Origin of the sequence: Sulfurospirillum multivorans DSM 12446, from assembly GCF_000568815.1 — a bacterium.
Taxonomy (GTDB): domain Bacteria; phylum Campylobacterota; class Campylobacteria; order Campylobacterales; family Sulfurospirillaceae; genus Sulfurospirillum; species Sulfurospirillum multivorans.
Genome location: NZ_CP007201.1, coordinates 628,595 through 643,570, shown reverse-complemented (window position 1 = coordinate 643,570; position 14,976 = coordinate 628,595). Strand labels below are relative to the sequence as shown.

Below are 14,976 nucleotides of genomic sequence, written 5' to 3'. Positions count from 1 at the left end.
ATCGGTCGATAAATACGATAGCCTTAGATTAATTCAATAAAATTAAAAGCTTTGTGTGGTATTATCACTACTTATTATCCTAATCAACACATACGGTTAACATAACACCATGACAAACAGCATTCAACACTCTATTTTAATTTTTAATTATAACGAAGCGGTTCATGAGAATCGTAACAGTGTCTTATACAATACGATTATAGGACAACAGGCAATGCTCAAAGACAAAGGGATCAAAGGTGTACTTGTCTCCTTAAAAGATACCCCTTATTCTCCTTTAACCAAAGAAGATCCCAACCTTGCGAATTTAGTCAAACAGCTTGAAAAACTAAGCCATAGGATTGATCTTCCCGTCGCTATTGGTGATTATAAACGCGATACGTTTGCCTATCTTAAAAAATTTAGTGCCAATACCTCGGTGAAACTCTTTCAAAACATTAATACAGCGATTCTCTTTTTTAACCCAAAAGCCTTCAAAAAAGAGCTAGACGTACTCATCTACGATGAAGATAAAGAGAATGCCGACAAAATTGCAATGGAACTGGGGAAAATGGGCTATTCCATCGTTCATGCACGCAATGCAGAAGATTTTAAGATCAAAGCTTCTGCTAAAAAATACGATATGACCATCACGCACACGGCCATTAACCAAAGCAGCACTAAAACACACGCCTCACAAGGTTTAGGACTTTCTAAACAACTGGTGATGAATCTTCCTGTGTTTATTGACACCGCCGTTAATTCGCTTGTGACGATTACAGGGCTTGAAGCACAAAAAATCAAGCATGAAATCAGACCGTTTAATGAAAAAATCCCTCCGCATGTGATCATCGCTGCGATGAAATTTAAAGGCGATATTAGTGGTATTTTCTTCCTTGTTTTTCCACGAGAACTGGCACTTGTTGCACTAGAAGCCATGTTGGGAGAGAGTCTTGAAGCCGATGATACAGCGTCAATTGTCGATGGTGTTGCTGAATTTTGCAATATCATCACAGGATCGGCGAAAGTAACGTTCTCGGGTAAAAATCTTAAAGTTCTTTTTGAACTTCCTAAAACCTACCTCTCCGTGCAAGTTGCCCTGAGCGATACGTTAGGTTCCAATGGCGTTTGGATCGACATGCAACTGGATGAAAAACCTTTTTACATGTTTATTACCAAATAACTACTTTTTCTGTAAAAAACGTAATGCTTCTTGAAGGGGAATATCTTCCTCTTCGCTTCCTTGATTGATCTCAATATTGGGTATCACACCACTGGGCCATACACTTTTTCCCTTAGGCGTACACCAACGTGCTGTCGCAAACTTTACAGCTGTCGTGTTGGAACTGAGGGGAAAAAGCGTTGCAAACGTATCTTTACCAAACGTTGGCGTTCCAATGATCATGGCACGATTGTACTCTTGAAGCACCGAAGAGACAATCTCCGAGCTCCCTGCTGAGTCATTATTGGTTAAAATGACTAAGGGGACTGTTTTTAAAAAAGAGAGCGCTTCTATTTTGTCAGCATATTCAACCCCTTCAAAATCTTGCGGTGTGTTTTTATACTGCTTTTTTTCCTCTTTGTGGCGACTTTTGACTGTTAAAACAAGTTTGTCTTTCTCTAAAAAAAGAGAGGTCACGGCAATACCACTGCTGAAAATGCCTCCTGGATTATCGCGAAGATCCAAAATCATTCCATTAATTTTGTGCTTTTGTGCTTCGTAAAGATAGCGCATATCCTCCAAAAAAGAGGGAAGTGTATCTTGGGCGAAAGAGCTAATTTTGACATAGGCAATATCATTTTCAAACATCAACGAACTGATAAGATCGATCGTAACTGCTTTACGCGTGAGTTGCAGCTCAATCGGTTTTGAACTGTTAAGTTTGAGTGTTAATAATTTAATTTTGGTATTGGGAGATCCGCGAAGGGCTGAAATGACCTCATCTAAACTGAGGTTTCGAACAAGAACACCATCGATTTGAACAATTTCATCACCTTTTTGAAGATTGGCTTTGTGTGCAGGAGAGTGGTCAACAACCGATTTGACATAAATATGGTTGCGCTTTTGAATCAGATACAACCCGACACCAGCAACGGGCTTTGAGCTGAGATAAAGCGTCTCATACTCTTCTTCGTTGAGATAGCGTCCATTGATGTCAACACTGGTCACCATTCCTTCTAAACAACCTTCCATCAACCGTTTTTCATCAAAAGGTTGAACCGACTCTTCTTTAATTTTTTGGACAACCTCTTGGTATAAGAGATAAGAATCCGTGGGTGGTGTCGCATTTAGTAGTGTCATCATGAGGCTTAAAAAACAAAAAAAACGTCTCAAGCATAGATCCTTTTACTTTGTATAGCTGTATAGTACTATTTTTTGTCCGTTTTTTGCAAAATGTCACGCTAAGATCAATCGCATTGGTTGCATCTGTGAATCATCAAAACCCAGTCGTTTGTAAAAGTGCTGTGCCGCATGATTATGCGGGTCGGTTAAAAGCGTGATACGTTTACATGTAAGCTTTTTAGCATACTCAATTGCAGCCTCCACCAACAGTGTTCCACACCCTTTTCCTCGGTATTTAGGCGCGATAATCATATCTTCCAAGAAGGCAACTTTACCGCCAAGTGCCGTGCTAATCGTCCATAAAAGACTCACCATCCCGATGATCACACCATCTTTTTTAAGAACAAAAATGGTGCCTATGGTGGCATCTTCCAAGATCATCCTAAGGCCTGAGCGTTGAAGCTCAGGGTGCGGCGTAAATTCGGCCTCTTGCGAAAAAAGCAGGGTTAATAAATCAATTAAATGCTCTATATCAGAACTTTTTGCCTCTTCAACCACAAACATAGAACTCCTTTTTTGATTTATATTTTAACATAGGAACCCTTTTTGCTTGTTATAAATACTCATCTCATAAGGAGTTTTTAATGACCATTGAGGAAAGTAAAAACAGTGTCAATCAATCGTTTTTGAGTACACTCACAAAAGTAACCACAAAGGATTCGCTTAGTGAAGACTCATTTGCCAGTATCCTTGCAAGTCAATTGGATGGAAGCACCAGTTCGAGTGATGAATCCACAATCTCAGCTGCTTCAGTTGAATCAAATGCGGCGGTTGAAGCATTTAAAGAAGCACTGACGTCCAAAGGTTCACTTCAATTTTATCAAGAGTACAATCAAGAAAAAATTGAGCAACTGATGGAAGAGAAAAAAGCGGAGCTTGAAGATAAATTGGGGCTGAGTGCAGATAGTGAACCACCCTTAAGCGGTGAAGATCGAGAAAATGCAATCTCCATGTTAGACACGATGCTCGATGCTTACCGTAAGCAACTTCAAGAGAAGATGCAAGCCGAAGATAAACTTGAGCAAGAAAATACCATGCTCAATACGTTTTTGCAAGACCTCGCTTAACGTTTTTGCAAAATTAAAATTGTTTTATCAGGCTCGTCACCAAAGAGTGTGACGGGTTTGGTAGAACAGAGTTTGAATGCTCCCAGTTTTTTGAAAAAAGAGAGCGGGTGAAAGTATTGTGTGATGGAACCTTCATTTTTGTGGTAAAGATCGCCTTCTTTTTCAAATAAAACAATCTTCGTTAAAAGCTCATTATGCTCAAATGTTGCATCAACGCATAAAAATTGATCTTCTGTATCGTGGCACATCACCCCTTCGGCGACCCCTTCAAAACCATACAAGGTATTGACATCAAAAACAAAGTAGCCCTCTTTGGGAAGCACGCGTGCAACGGCTTCTAAAAAAGAGTCTATCTGCGCTGGTGCGATGTAGTTGAGCACATCGGCAATGGCGACAACGCACTCAAACGAAGCCTCTTCAAATGCTTCGAGCTCTTTGGTACTTGCCTCCACGCCTAAAGCACGCGCACGCTCGATCATTGCGGCACTTCGATCAATACCGCAGGCACTGAGTTTCTCGTTTTTAAGATGTAGAAGAAATTTTCCATTGCCACATCCCACATCCAAAATACGCTTTACATGTAAAGGTTTTAGCAAGCCCAAATAGGTTTGGTAGAGGGTTTCATACTGTGCATCAAAACCGATGAGCGATTCGATTTTGGCATAAAGATCAAGAGGATTTATCATGGGCAAGCTTTGGTTGGGGCTTTAATCAAAAGCCCCATGAGATTTTTTAGTCAACGAGTTCGTGTTTGAAGCGTGCTTCATCAAATGTCTTGCCAAGGTATTCGCACACGATTTTAACATCGCGACGTGCATTACCAAGACAACTGGTTGCCCCTGGGCTTGGTGTCATGTTAAAGATAATGCCTGTACCTGGGTTGATACTCGCTTCGCCTAGCATCAATTTTTTCTCTGTTTTGCTAATCACCTGAGGTCTGACACCACCAAAGTGATGCGCGTATTCAAGGTCGTCTAGTTGCAAAGAAGGAACGATTTTGCGTGCATCTTTGATGAAAAGCTCTTTACCAAATTTTGGAAGTTCAAAAAGAACGTTTCGTAAAATGTAGTTACGAATATCGCTGTCTTTCATCAAATCATAAAAGACCTTCGCAACTTTGCCATCAAATTGCAATGTTTGCCAAAAATCAAGATACGTTCCACCTGTGTAACGCTCTAATTTTGGCATTACCAATGCTGTTGGTCCAAAACGTGTGCAACCATCGGCTAAGATATCGGGATCGCCATGCAGTGCCGCAAAAGGAAGTTTTGGGTGTTGCACCATATAGACTTTACCATTGAGCATTTTTTTCTTGGTCATGTAAAAACTGCCACCCACGGGTAAACAGGCAAAATCAAGCCCGTATCCCATTTCATGGGCAAGATAGAGTGAATGTGCTCCTGCATCGACAACGACAAAATCAGCCGTAAAGGTATGCTCTTTGGTCATCACCACGTGCATATCGCCTAATTTGGTAATGTTGGTCACTTGCGCATTCAAAAAGACATCGGCAACCTTGCCTTCAATCTTTTGCGCTTCATTGACCAAGCTTTCGCTCATTTGACCAAAATCAACGGTACTAAACTCTCCACCTTCAACGCCCACACCAATAACGTTATCAGGACGCTCTTTGCCCTCAGCATCGTAAATAAGCTTTGGCTCAATCTGTGCGAGTTTCTCTTTATCAAAGACTTCAAGGTAGGGATAAAGTTCTTTGAACTCTTCGTAGCGCTTTTGCATGTAGGCAACTTCGGTATCACCCACACCAATTGCCATTTTTTGATGTGAAAATAAGAATTGACCCTCGTGCCCATGCGCAACGCAATATTTTGCGATCATGCCTGCAGTCTCTTTGACTTTTTTCGCTTTTTCAAGAGTATAGTTAGTCTCTATATCGCCACAGTGAATGGTTTGAGAATTGGACGTTCCAGCAGAATTTAATTTTGCTAAACGCTCATATTTTTCGACAAGCGCGATACGCTTAACGTCTGTATATTTTGCAAGCTCATAAAAAAGAGCTGCACCTGAGATTCCGCCACCGACGACCAAGACTTCATAGTGATTTTTTGTCATGCTAAATAACTTCCTACTCTAAGATTTTAGGGTGCGACATTCTATTATAAAAACTTTAAAGTTTTTTAAAATAAATTGTTACTTTACTGCAATTGCTTCGATCTCAACCAACGCATTTTTAGGCAATGTTTTGACACCAACGGTGCTGCGTGCAGGTTTATGCTCTTTAAAGAACGCGCCATACACTTCATTGACTTTTGCAAAATCATCCATATTGGCTAAAAAAATGGTTGTTTTAACCACTTTTTTCAGACCACTACCTGCTTCTTTAAGCACGGCTTTGAGGTTTTCTAGCACTTGAGTAGCCTGTGCTTCCACATCGCCTTCTAAAAAAGTACCATCGGGCATAAGAGCGATTTGCCCAGAGGTAAACACCATATCGTTCACCACAATCGCTTGTGAATACGGACCAATGGCAGCGGGTGCATTGGTCGTCGAGACTATTTTCATACATCTTCCTTTTTGAAATTTTCAATGACGGTTTTAAAAATATGGACTAAAGATTCAACTTCGCTCAAAGGGCAACACTCATTGGGCGCATGAATGGTATCGTTTACAACACCAAACTCGACGGTCGCAATGCCAAAACTTCCGAAAAATCGGGCATCGCTCGTTCCTCCTGCGGTGGAGAGTTTAGGCATTAAACCTTTTACATGTAAAAGCGCGTTACTAAGTTTTTTGACAATGAGTGAGTCTTTGGAGGTCACAAACGGATGCGCACTTTCACTCAAACACAAAGTAAAGTTTAAGCCTTGCAACACCTCTTCCATATACGTTCTAATTTTTGCTTTATCAGTTTTAGTTGAGTTGCGTACATTAAACATGATCTTGAGATTACCAGGAGTAACATTGGTGACTTCCATGCCACCTCTGATATCGGTGATGATGATCTGCGAAGGGGTAAAAAACTCATCGCCCTCATCCAAATAATGCCCCGCAAATTTGGAAAGCAGAGGTGCCATTTGATGCACAGGATTGATCGTTTTTTCAGGATAAGCCGCATGCCCTTGTTTCCCGACAATTTCGATCACACCGTTGATGGAGCCACGACGCCCTACTTTAATCGCATCGCCAAAAACCTTCTCGCAGGTCGGTTCTGCCACGATGACATAATCGGGTAAAAAAGAGCGACGCTCTAACTCTTTGATCACTTCAATTGTCCCATGCTTGGCATCACCCTCTTCATCGCTGGTCAAGATAGCAGAGAGTGTCCCGTTAAAATGCGTCGTCTCACGCATCGCTTGCACAAACGCACAAACGCCACTTTTCATATCTTGGGCACCTCTGGCATAGACAATACCCTCTTTAACGATAGGCTCAAACGGGTCACTTTTCCAACCCGTACCTGGTGGAACCACGTCAATATGCCCTGCAAAACAGAGGTGTGGGCCTTCGCCAAAACGTTTGTATAAAAAGAGATTTTTGGTATTTTCAACATTGACTTCAATGATCTCAAAATCATTGAGGTACGCTTTGATGAATGTAAAGGCACCACCATCATCTGGCGTCACGGAGACAAAGCGTAAAAGTTTTAAGAAAAGTTCGTGTGTGTTTAGCATGATTCCTCTATTGTAAAAGAGTATTCTTTAGAGTTTATACTCATTTCTTGTTTACTGTTTAACATCAAGTTTTTTTAAAGCTTGATCAATGTGGCACCATAACCACCCATATTAATCGGTGCATCGCCATACGAAACTAAAGAAGGATAGCTGCTTAAAAACGTCCGCACCGCATAGGCAAGCTTTCCCGTTCCAATGCCATGATAAACCAAAACCTCATCAAAGCCGCTCATCAGCGCGTCACTTAAAAATTTATCGAGTTTTTCAACCGCTTCATCCGCCCTTAGTCCATGCAGATCCAAAATCATCGAGCCACTCGGTGTCTCTTTGGAGATCACCACACCCGCCTTGTGCACTTTAGGTTGATTGCCACTGCGTTTGAGTTTGGAGAGAGGTACACGAAGCGTAATGCCGTCGCACTCGATGGTCGCTTCCTCTTTTTTGATGCTTTTAATCACCCCTTTGGAGCTGCCGTATTTGATTTTATCGTTTACATGTAAAGGTTCAGCCTTTTGATCGGGAATCACTTTACGTGTCTCTTGGTGCAATTGATTGGCTTTGTTTAACAAGCGGTGCGACTCTTTGGTATCGGAACTCTTGATCGCCTTTTTCGCTTCGCCAATCGCTTGGTTGAATTCTTTGGACATTTTAGAATAGGCGTGGTCAAACTCTTCTCGCACCCGCTCTTTTTCATCGCGCAACGACTCTTTGAGTTTTTCCACCTCTTTGAGCCTTGCATCAAGCTCTTCGGAGGTTTTACGCATCTCAAGCTCTAAGTCGATATTTTTTTGAATGAGCTCATTGAGCTTCTCTTTATCTTCGCCGTACAAAACACGTGCTTCGGCGACCAAGGAGTGCGGAATGCCATAACGAAGTGCCGTCTCAAACGCGTAACTCCTACCAATCGTTCCTTTTAAAAAGCCATACGTCGGTCGCTCGCTCTTTTCATCGTAAATCGCCGCTAAGAGTTCGACTTCAGGATGTGTGGCGAGCAAAGAAGCTAAGCGTTTATGGTGGGTGGTAATGACGATTTTCATCTCTTTATCAATAAGCTTTTCGATCATCACTTTAAAGAGATTGGCCGCTTCATCGGCGTCCGTTCCAAGCTCGATCTCATCCACACCAATCAGTGCTACTTTTTTACTAAACAGTTTACTAAATTCACTCATTCGCCCCGCAAAGGTTGAGATGTCATTTTTGACATTTTGCGGATCATCCAAAATAGCAAACACCTCTTTAAACGAGCCAATACTCGAATGCTTGGCATCAATGCGCATCGGAAGCAGGTATTTGCTCAAAATCGCCGCCGTCAAAATGGATTTAAGCAGCATCGTCTTACCACCGGCATTCACACCGGTGATCATCAACACCTGTTTGCTAAAATCAATCGTAATCGGCTTTGGATTCGCAAGCGCAGGATGGGCAAAGTTTTCAAGTTTGATGACATTGCTCTTGGAAGGCAACACAAACTCCATATCTTTTTCTCGCGCATACGCGACTCTGGCGTAGTACGCATCAAAGCGGTCAAACTCTTTGTTCACAAAACCCAAGAATTTAAGCTGTTTGGTAAAAGAGGATGAGATCTGTTTGGCGTACTTATACACCAGCTCCTCTTTGCGGTCGATCAGTTCACTCTCGCGACTCACCAACTTCGCAAGCGCTTCAGGCACGACATAGAAAAAGCCGCTGCTACTGCGCCCGATGACATTGCCTTTTAACACATGGTTAAAGCCACCACGCACCAAAAGCGCTTCTTGGTTGTTAATGTAGTGAATCTGTTTATCGGCAAGATAGAGGGAAATTTTCTCAGTGGAGATCAGACGGCGAAGCGTGCTGTTCATCTCCTCTTTGACCATTTTAAGGCTTTGAGCGATGCTCGCAAACTGCTCATCCACGCTAGATTTTAGCTCGCCTTTTTCATCGAAATAGCCGCAAATTTGCGTGACTTCAGCAGGAATCACAATACGATCCATCCATTCGCCAAGGCTTTGATCGTTCAGCATTGATTTCAGATACTGCATATAGTTGATGATTTGAACAAAGGAAAAAATCTCATTGAGGCGCAAGATGCCCAATTTACTTAGGTGCATCAGTGCCACATCTAAAGAGGGAACTTCAGGCAAAGGTTTCAAGCGATCGCGTGTGAGAAGTTCATGGATCATTTTATAATGCAGGTTCGCGTCTCCCTCCATAAACAGAGGTTTTTCGCGCGCTAAAAAGTGTTTAAATCCAGCCGCATAATCGACCAAATCGAGTTTCGAAAAAAGCTTTTCCATGAGGGCGTTACTTCACTTTTTCCAATTTACATGTAGCCATATCGATGACGATGCCTTTATCGTTTTGGTTTTGATCGTTTGCGATAAAACTGAGCGTTCCATTCACAAAAACAAAGGTAGCGGACGAGATTTCACGTCCATCGCAATAGAGTGTTTTGCCCTGTTTAAATGCACTGATCATCATACGATTTGCTTCACTGTTCTCGCGATTGTATGATTCATACCACCACGCAAGCCCAATCAGAATGATAAGGAAACTAAAAAGTCCAATTTTTGCTTGTTTAGAGAATGTACTCTTTTTAGCATAGATCACAGAAACAACCAAAAGTACCACCGCTAAAAAAAGTAAAAATTGCATCACATGGCTCCTCTGAGTTGATAGGTTATGTCCCCTGCGCCAAAGCTAATGACCAACCCTTCATCAAAAATGTGTTGGTTCGCTTCGCAAGGAAATATCTCTATACTATCATCTTTTCGGTAAACGCGCGGTGGGAAAAGTGGAGAGTAACGTGCAAACTCTTTTTCAAAGTCGATAAAAACCTCTTTTTCCCCTGCACGCCACACGGGTAGAATCACGAGCTGATCGACCCCTTCAAAGCAGTTGACAAAACTCTGCAAATTATCAATCGTGCGTGAATATTTATGCGGTTGCCAAATGGCGGTAACTTTTTTAAGCCCAATGAGTGCAGCGTATTGTGTCGCAGACTCCAAAGTCGCTTTGATCTCGGTGGGGTGATGCCCATAATCATCAATCAACGCAAAGTTTTCATGCTTGGTCAAAAGATCAAAACGCTTTTTGATGCCTTTGTAGTTTTTAAGTTTTTCACGCGCCGTTTCTACATCCATCTCATGCAGACTTGCTAGAATTGCCAATGAAGCATCGAGTGCCATATGCGCACCAATCCCCCAGACTTCAAAACGCCCCAAATCTTTGAGTACAAAGGAGGTAAAAGGTTCACCATCACACATCACGGTCTCAATGCCGCTGATGTCACGACTCGGATAGAGACGATCGGCTTCAAGTTCCGTAAGCGTGCTTAAAAAAGGATCTTCCGCGTTAATCACCCGAATCTTCGCACTCTCTAAAAAGTGTCGATACGCCCCGTAAAATCGGTCATAATCGTAGTTATAATACTCCATATGCTCCGGTTCCGCGTTGGTCACAATCGCAATGTAGGGATTGGAATTTAAAAAGCTCGCATCGCTTTCATCGGCTTCAAAAATGACATTGTTGCCCTCTTTGTAGTACATATTTGAGCCATACTGCTTGCTCTCCGCACCAATAACCAAAGAGCCCTCCACCATCGAAGCGAGCATCGCACTCGTCGTACTTTTACCGTGAGCTCCGCAAACCGAAAAAACACGTCTGTTTTTTAAGATAAACAGCAGTGCCTCACGACGTGGCATGATCGTCATTCCCTTTTCACGAGCGCGTGCAAGCTCGATGTTATCGGGTTTTATCACAGCAGAAAACACCACCAAATCTTGATCGGTTATGCACGCAGGATCGTGTGGGATACGCACAGGAATGCCCATCTCTTCGAGTCCTGCTGTAATTTTACTCGCTTTCACATCGGAGCCCGTGATTTCGTAGCCCTCTTGTTTTAAATATTTGGCTAAGGCAGAAAGCCCAATGCCACCAATGCCTACAAAATGAACCTTTTTCAACTACTTTCCTTATCTATTTTTATACGCTTTCCAAGCTAAGCTTCAAAAGCTCCACGATTTTTTAGAAAGAGGCAATAACCTCTTTGATCTCTTTTAAGATCTGCTCTGTTTTTTCACTGTTTTCCACAAGTGCAATGCGCACATAATTCTCACCGATGCCGCCACGTCCTAGAAAACGACCCGGTAGCACTTTGATATTTTTTTGCTCGTAGAGTTTACATGTAAACATCACATCGTCTTTCACTTCGAGCCAAACGTAAAACGTTGCATTCACCTCAGGCACACCTAAAATTTCATGCGCTAAACGAAGGTTTTTCGCGTATTGCGCGCGGGTCAGTTCCACGTGTTCCATATCGTTCCATGCAAGTGCAGAAGCCATTTGAAGAGGTAAGGGAATCGCCGCTCCCACGTAGGTTCGGTATTTTGCGTAACCATTCAGGATTTTCTCATCGCCTGCGATAAATCCCGAGCGAAGTCCTGGCGCAGAGCTTCGTTTGGAAATGGAGTTTAATACCAAGACATTTCTAAATTTATCATTGCCTACATGTAAAGAGGCTTCAAGCAAAGAGGCTGGTTTTTCGCCCACATACAGTTCGCTGTAACACTCATCGTTTAACAGCACAACATCGTATTTGAGGGCAAATTTTACCCATTCGCCTAGCTCTTCAAGGCTTAAAACTGAAGTTGTCGGGTTGTTGGGGAAATTAAGAATAATCAGATCGGCTTCTTTAAGCTCAGGCAAATTGATGTCGGGTTTAAAGCTATTCTCTTTGGTGAGATTCAGATGCACCACGCGCGCACGACTCGCAATCGCCGCACCTTCGTAGATCTGATAAAACGGATTCGGATACGCCATCACAGGGTTTGGCTTATCGTGCAGAAGGTACTGAGGAAAGCTAAAAAGCACCTCTTTCGTTCCAAAAACAGAGATCAACTCACTGCTTTTAAGCTCAACGCCAAAACGCTTTTTCACAAACGCGCGCTGTGCTTCATTGACATACACTTCACCCGAAGATTTGGGGTATTTTTTAAGCAAATGCACGTTTTGTTTGAGCGCTTCTTGAATAAAATCAGGCGTCTCAAACTGCGGCTCACCAATGGTCAACGTTACTGCTGGATACGCGTTACTCGGTATTATATCTTTCAATAACTCGGTCAATTTTTCAAAGGGATAAGGTTCAAAATGCAATGGTTTTCCTTTTACATGTAAAACAATTTTTTAGTAAGGCATGCCAAATTTTTGGGTGATCAGTTCACCCTCTTCGTTGATGTACAGATAATAAAGCAGATCTTTTTTAACACTAAGCCCTACCAAATAACGCAGTGCCAAATTCGCCTGCAATGAAGCAATGTGCATCACAATCGGTGCGGCAATGCCAGAAGGCGTTTTATTGGTTATTTGAAACGCTTTAAAACTACTCTTCTCGAAAAAACAGACTTGGCCGTTAAACGCTTCAACCGAGCCGTAAAGCCATGGGGTTTTCACCTCTTTGGCATACAGATCAATAAGGGCGCGTGTCGGTAAATTATCGGTCGCATCGATGATGAGATCGACTTCAATGCCTTTACATGTAAACGCTTCCAAGCGACCAATATGCGCCTGAACTTTCACAAAAGGGCAACGACTTTCGATGCTCTCTTTGACCACACTCGCTTTGAGTTTCCCCTCGTCGCCTAGTTTAAATGCGATCTGACGGTGAATGTTATGCACACTCACTTCATCAAAATCGACAAGGTGAATCTCGCCGATGCCTGAGCTTCCAAGGGCATACGCCAAAGAGCTTCCTAACCCGCCGCAACCGATGATCACGATCTTTTTGCTTTGCAAGCTTTGCTGTGTCTCTTCGCCCCACAGCTGGACTTGCCTGTGGAAATAGTGCATCATGCGTTTTCTCTTCTGCTGACCTGTTTTTTCCATCCCCACAGTTTGCGCGCTTCGACAAGGCTCTCTTTTTCAAGGGTCGCTACCAGCATCTCCTCTTTATCGCCAAGGGTCAGTTCAACCTCGCCAAAGGGAGAAATGAGGCTACTTTTGCCATAAAACTGCCATGTCTCTTCGTCTTTATAACTTCCCACACGGTTCGCGCGCAAGATATAGACATTGTTCAGCATGGCGCGCATCTTCAAAAGCTCTTCCCAACGGGGCGCTGAGTCAAAGGTCGAAGAGGTCGGTGTGAGCACGACATCCACATTTTTCTTCATCACTTCCATCCAAACGGTGTCAAAATGAAGCTCAAAACCGCTCACGATTCCAAAGCGAATGCCGCCCAGTAAAAAGATCGGCAAGGTGTACTTGGAAACCGCATTGGCAAAAAACTTCTCTTCATTCCAGTGTTTATAGTTGATCAAAAATTGCTGATCGAAAAAATGGACGGATTTGGGTGAAAAATGGGCGTTGCTTTTGTAGCAAAAATCACCCTTAATGTTCACAATCGGCGCGATAACATGCAGATCATAATCGGCACAGAGTTTTTTTAAAACCTCGATTTTATGGTTCGACTGCTCTTTAATCATTGAAAGTGGCATACCCTCTAGCTCTTTGAAAAAACTGTTGAGCGCGTATTCGCTGATTAAAACAACTTCAACCTCTTTTTGCTTGCAAATGCGAAAATAGTAATCGAGTTTTGCCTCACTCATCGGAAGTGTGCTAAGTTGCAGTGCCGCTATTTTCATGACAACGCTTCTTTTTCTTGCAATTTGGTGTAAGTCAACTTTGCCTCTTCCAGCATCTTAGTCGCCTCTTTTAAGATTGCAATGCCCTCTTGATACTTTTTCATCCCCTCTTCTAAGGAGAGTTCAGGATTGGAAAGGTTCTCTAAGATTGTTTTTGCACTCTCAAGTTTTGCTTCAAAACTTTGCTCTTTTTCTGCCATTTTACTCAACCTTCTAGGTGCACTAAACTTTTGATTCCAGTGCTTTTTTAATGTAAAAATCAAACTTGTCGTACTCAACCAAAAAGGCATCATGCCCATATTGGCTATCAATGCAGACATAATCGACAAGGTCCGCTCTTCCCATATTTTCCATCGTTGTCTTAATCAACGCCATCTCTTCGGGCATAAACAGACAATCGCCTTGAAATGAAATCAAGGTCAATTTGGCCTTAATATGCTTGATCGAATCTTCCAATGAATCATAATTACGCGTCGCATCAAAGATATTCATCGCTTTAATGATGTAAAGGTAACTCAGCGGATCAAACCGTTTCGCAAAACTGTAACCGTTGTACTCCATGTATCGCTCGACTTGAAAACGTCCAAAAAGCTCGTACAAACCGTCCGTCTCTACGTAATTACGCCCAAATTTTTTGTTCATCGAATAGGGACTTAAAAAGCTAATGTGCCCCGCCATGCGACCAATCGCAAAACTGAGCAGTCCCTCTTCTTCAAAATCTTCGGGATTATAATTGCCATTTTTAAATCGAGGGTCATTGACGATGCCCTCAATCGCGATTTTATTCCACGCAATCGCCCAAGGCCCTGTCGCGTAGGTGGTTGCCAGCAAAATCACTCGTTTGGCAAACTCAGGATATTCAATGGACATACAAAGCCCCTGCATGCCTCCAAGAGAGCCTCCAATGATCGCGTATGCCTCTTTGATACCAAGGCGCGCAAAGAGGTTCATTTGCGCTCTGACCATATCGCTGATCGTTAAAACAGGAAATTTCAGGCGCAATGGTTCTTTGGTTTTAACATTCACACTCATCGGTCCCGTGGAGCCAAAACAGCTCCCAAGAATATTGACACAGATGACACAAAGCTTCGTCGTATCAATGATCTTACCATCTCCAATGAGCGGGTCCCACCACCCTGCTTTGGTCTCACCTTCATAACGACCTGCCGCATGGTAACTTCCCGTAAGGGCATGAAAAACCACGATGACATTGCTTTTGGTCTCGTTCATTTCACCGTACATCTCGTATTTGAGATCGTAGGTTTCTAAGATACGACCACTCTCCAAATAGAGGGGTTCATCAAAATGGGCAACCGCCGTTTGAATTTTCACACCGT

The 14,976-nt window shown here is 42.7% G+C and carries 16 protein-coding genes; 2 read left to right on the top strand and 14 right to left on the bottom strand.

All coding sequences use genetic code 11. The annotated features are described in order from the left end of the window. Window positions 1-109: 109 nt before the first annotated feature. On the top strand, window positions 110-1,162 hold the full coding sequence (locus tag SMUL_RS03355; protein WP_025343849.1) for a chemotaxis protein CheX: 1,053 nt from the start codon (window positions 110-112) through the stop codon (window positions 1,160-1,162). Here SMUL_RS03355 and SMUL_RS03350 read toward each other — a convergent pair whose 3' ends face one another. Together SMUL_RS03350 and SMUL_RS03345 are read right to left on the bottom strand one after the other, a co-directional pair. Beyond that, window positions 1,163-2,314: a S41 family peptidase gene (locus SMUL_RS03350; protein WP_025343848.1), complete on the bottom strand. Its 1,152-nt coding sequence runs from the start codon at window positions 2,312-2,314 to the stop codon at window positions 1,163-1,165. 63 nt (window positions 2,315-2,377) lie between these two features. Continuing rightward, window positions 2,378-2,827, bottom strand: coding sequence for a GNAT family N-acetyltransferase (locus SMUL_RS03345; protein ID WP_025343847.1), 450 nt, complete (start codon window positions 2,825-2,827; stop codon window positions 2,378-2,380). An 80-nt stretch (window positions 2,828-2,907) separates the two neighbouring features. On the opposite strand from SMUL_RS03345, the gene SMUL_RS03340 reads away from it, so the two are divergent. Next, window positions 2,908-3,390 carry a hypothetical protein gene (locus SMUL_RS03340; protein WP_025343846.1) on the top strand — a complete coding sequence of 161 codons (483 nt, stop codon included), beginning with the start codon at window positions 2,908-2,910 and terminating at the stop codon, window positions 3,388-3,390. On the opposite strand, the gene SMUL_RS03335 is transcribed toward SMUL_RS03340, so the two are convergent. The 12 genes from SMUL_RS03335 to metX all read right to left on the bottom strand — a co-directional run bounded on the left by SMUL_RS03335 (window position 3,387) and on the right by metX (window position 14,971). Further along, window positions 3,387-4,076 carry a class I SAM-dependent DNA methyltransferase gene (locus SMUL_RS03335; protein WP_025343845.1) on the bottom strand — a complete coding sequence of 230 codons (690 nt, stop codon included), beginning with the start codon at window positions 4,074-4,076 and terminating at the stop codon, window positions 3,387-3,389. The two genes, SMUL_RS03340 and SMUL_RS03335, sit on opposite strands and share 4 nt — an antisense overlap. A gap of 46 nt (window positions 4,077-4,122) precedes the next feature. Continuing rightward, window positions 4,123-5,463: an FAD-dependent oxidoreductase gene (locus tag SMUL_RS03330; protein ID WP_025343844.1), complete on the bottom strand. Its 1,341-nt coding sequence runs from the start codon at window positions 5,461-5,463 to the stop codon at window positions 4,123-4,125. A gap of 78 nt (window positions 5,464-5,541) precedes the next feature. Continuing rightward, on the bottom strand, window positions 5,542-5,913 hold the full coding sequence (locus SMUL_RS03325; RefSeq protein WP_025343843.1) for a RidA family protein: 372 nt from the start codon (window positions 5,911-5,913) through the stop codon (window positions 5,542-5,544). Next, window positions 5,910-7,022, bottom strand: coding sequence for a succinyl-diaminopimelate desuccinylase (gene dapE, locus SMUL_RS03320; RefSeq protein ID WP_025343842.1), 1,113 nt, complete (start codon window positions 7,020-7,022; stop codon window positions 5,910-5,912). The genes SMUL_RS03325 and dapE overlap by 4 nt, the downstream gene beginning before the upstream one ends. 74 nt (window positions 7,023-7,096) lie before the next feature. Then, on the bottom strand, window positions 7,097-9,298 hold the full coding sequence (locus SMUL_RS03315; protein WP_025343841.1) for an endonuclease MutS2: 2,202 nt from the start codon (window positions 9,296-9,298) through the stop codon (window positions 7,097-7,099). Window positions 9,299-9,305: 7 nt separating this feature from the next. Then, on the bottom strand, window positions 9,306-9,656 hold the full coding sequence (locus tag SMUL_RS03310; RefSeq protein WP_025343840.1) for a hypothetical protein: 351 nt from the start codon (window positions 9,654-9,656) through the stop codon (window positions 9,306-9,308). Next, window positions 9,656-10,966 carry a UDP-N-acetylmuramate--L-alanine ligase gene (gene murC / locus SMUL_RS03305; protein ID WP_025343839.1) on the bottom strand — a complete coding sequence of 437 codons (1,311 nt, stop codon included), beginning with the start codon at window positions 10,964-10,966 and terminating at the stop codon, window positions 9,656-9,658. The genes SMUL_RS03310 and murC overlap by 1 nt, the downstream gene beginning before the upstream one ends. Before the next feature lie 61 nt (window positions 10,967-11,027). Then, a complete protein-coding gene (locus tag SMUL_RS03300; RefSeq protein ID WP_025343838.1) occupies window positions 11,028-12,155 on the bottom strand; it encodes a succinyldiaminopimelate transaminase in 1,128 nt (375 codons plus the stop codon). A gap of 30 nt (window positions 12,156-12,185) precedes the next feature. Next, window positions 12,186-12,851 carry a HesA/MoeB/ThiF family protein gene (locus tag SMUL_RS03295; RefSeq protein WP_025343837.1) on the bottom strand — a complete coding sequence of 222 codons (666 nt, stop codon included), beginning with the start codon at window positions 12,849-12,851 and terminating at the stop codon, window positions 12,186-12,188. Next, window positions 12,848-13,639, bottom strand: a complete 792-nt coding sequence (locus tag SMUL_RS03290; RefSeq protein WP_025343836.1) for a carbon-nitrogen hydrolase family protein — start codon at window positions 13,637-13,639, stop codon at window positions 12,848-12,850. Before SMUL_RS03290 ends, SMUL_RS03295 begins: the two co-directional genes overlap by 4 nt. After that, on the bottom strand, window positions 13,636-13,839 hold the full coding sequence (xseB, locus tag SMUL_RS03285) for an exodeoxyribonuclease VII small subunit (RefSeq protein WP_025343835.1): 204 nt from the start codon (window positions 13,837-13,839) through the stop codon (window positions 13,636-13,638). Before xseB ends, SMUL_RS03290 begins: the two co-directional genes overlap by 4 nt. Window positions 13,840-13,861: 22 nt before the next feature. Continuing rightward, entirely contained in the window at window positions 13,862-14,971 is a 1,110-nt protein-coding gene (metX, locus tag SMUL_RS03280; RefSeq protein WP_025343834.1) for a homoserine O-acetyltransferase MetX, read from the bottom strand. Between the last annotated feature and the right edge of the window lie 5 nt (window positions 14,972-14,976).

What these genes read in the sequence shown, in the direction of transcription:
- SMUL_RS03345 (WP_025343847.1), bottom strand. Translation starts at nt 2,827, where the DNA reads ATGTTTGTGGTTGAAGAGGCAAAAAGTTCTGATATAGAGCATTTAATT.
- SMUL_RS03315 (WP_025343841.1), bottom strand. Translation starts at nt 9,298, where the DNA reads ATGGAAAAGCTTTTTTCGAAACTCGATTTGGTCGATTATGCGGCTGGA.
- SMUL_RS03310 (WP_025343840.1), bottom strand. Translation starts at nt 9,656, where the DNA reads ATGCAATTTTTACTTTTTTTAGCGGTGGTACTTTTGGTTGTTTCTGTG.
- SMUL_RS03340 (WP_025343846.1), top strand. Translation starts at nt 2,908, where the DNA reads ATGACCATTGAGGAAAGTAAAAACAGTGTCAATCAATCGTTTTTGAGT.
- SMUL_RS03335 (WP_025343845.1), bottom strand. Translation starts at nt 4,076, where the DNA reads ATGATAAATCCTCTTGATCTTTATGCCAAAATCGAATCGCTCATCGGT.
- SMUL_RS03325 (WP_025343843.1), bottom strand. Translation starts at nt 5,913, where the DNA reads ATGAAAATAGTCTCGACGACCAATGCACCCGCTGCCATTGGTCCGTAT.
- SMUL_RS03295 (WP_025343837.1), bottom strand. Translation starts at nt 12,851, where the DNA reads ATGATGCACTATTTCCACAGGCAAGTCCAGCTGTGGGGCGAAGAGACA.
- SMUL_RS03290 (WP_025343836.1), bottom strand. Translation starts at nt 13,639, where the DNA reads ATGAAAATAGCGGCACTGCAACTTAGCACACTTCCGATGAGTGAGGCA.
- dapE (WP_025343842.1), bottom strand. Translation starts at nt 7,022, where the DNA reads ATGCTAAACACACACGAACTTTTCTTAAAACTTTTACGCTTTGTCTCC.
- SMUL_RS03330 (WP_025343844.1), bottom strand. Translation starts at nt 5,463, where the DNA reads ATGACAAAAAATCACTATGAAGTCTTGGTCGTCGGTGGCGGAATCTCA.
- SMUL_RS03355 (WP_025343849.1), top strand. Translation starts at nt 110, where the DNA reads ATGACAAACAGCATTCAACACTCTATTTTAATTTTTAATTATAACGAA.
- xseB (WP_025343835.1), bottom strand. Translation starts at nt 13,839, where the DNA reads ATGGCAGAAAAAGAGCAAAGTTTTGAAGCAAAACTTGAGAGTGCAAAA.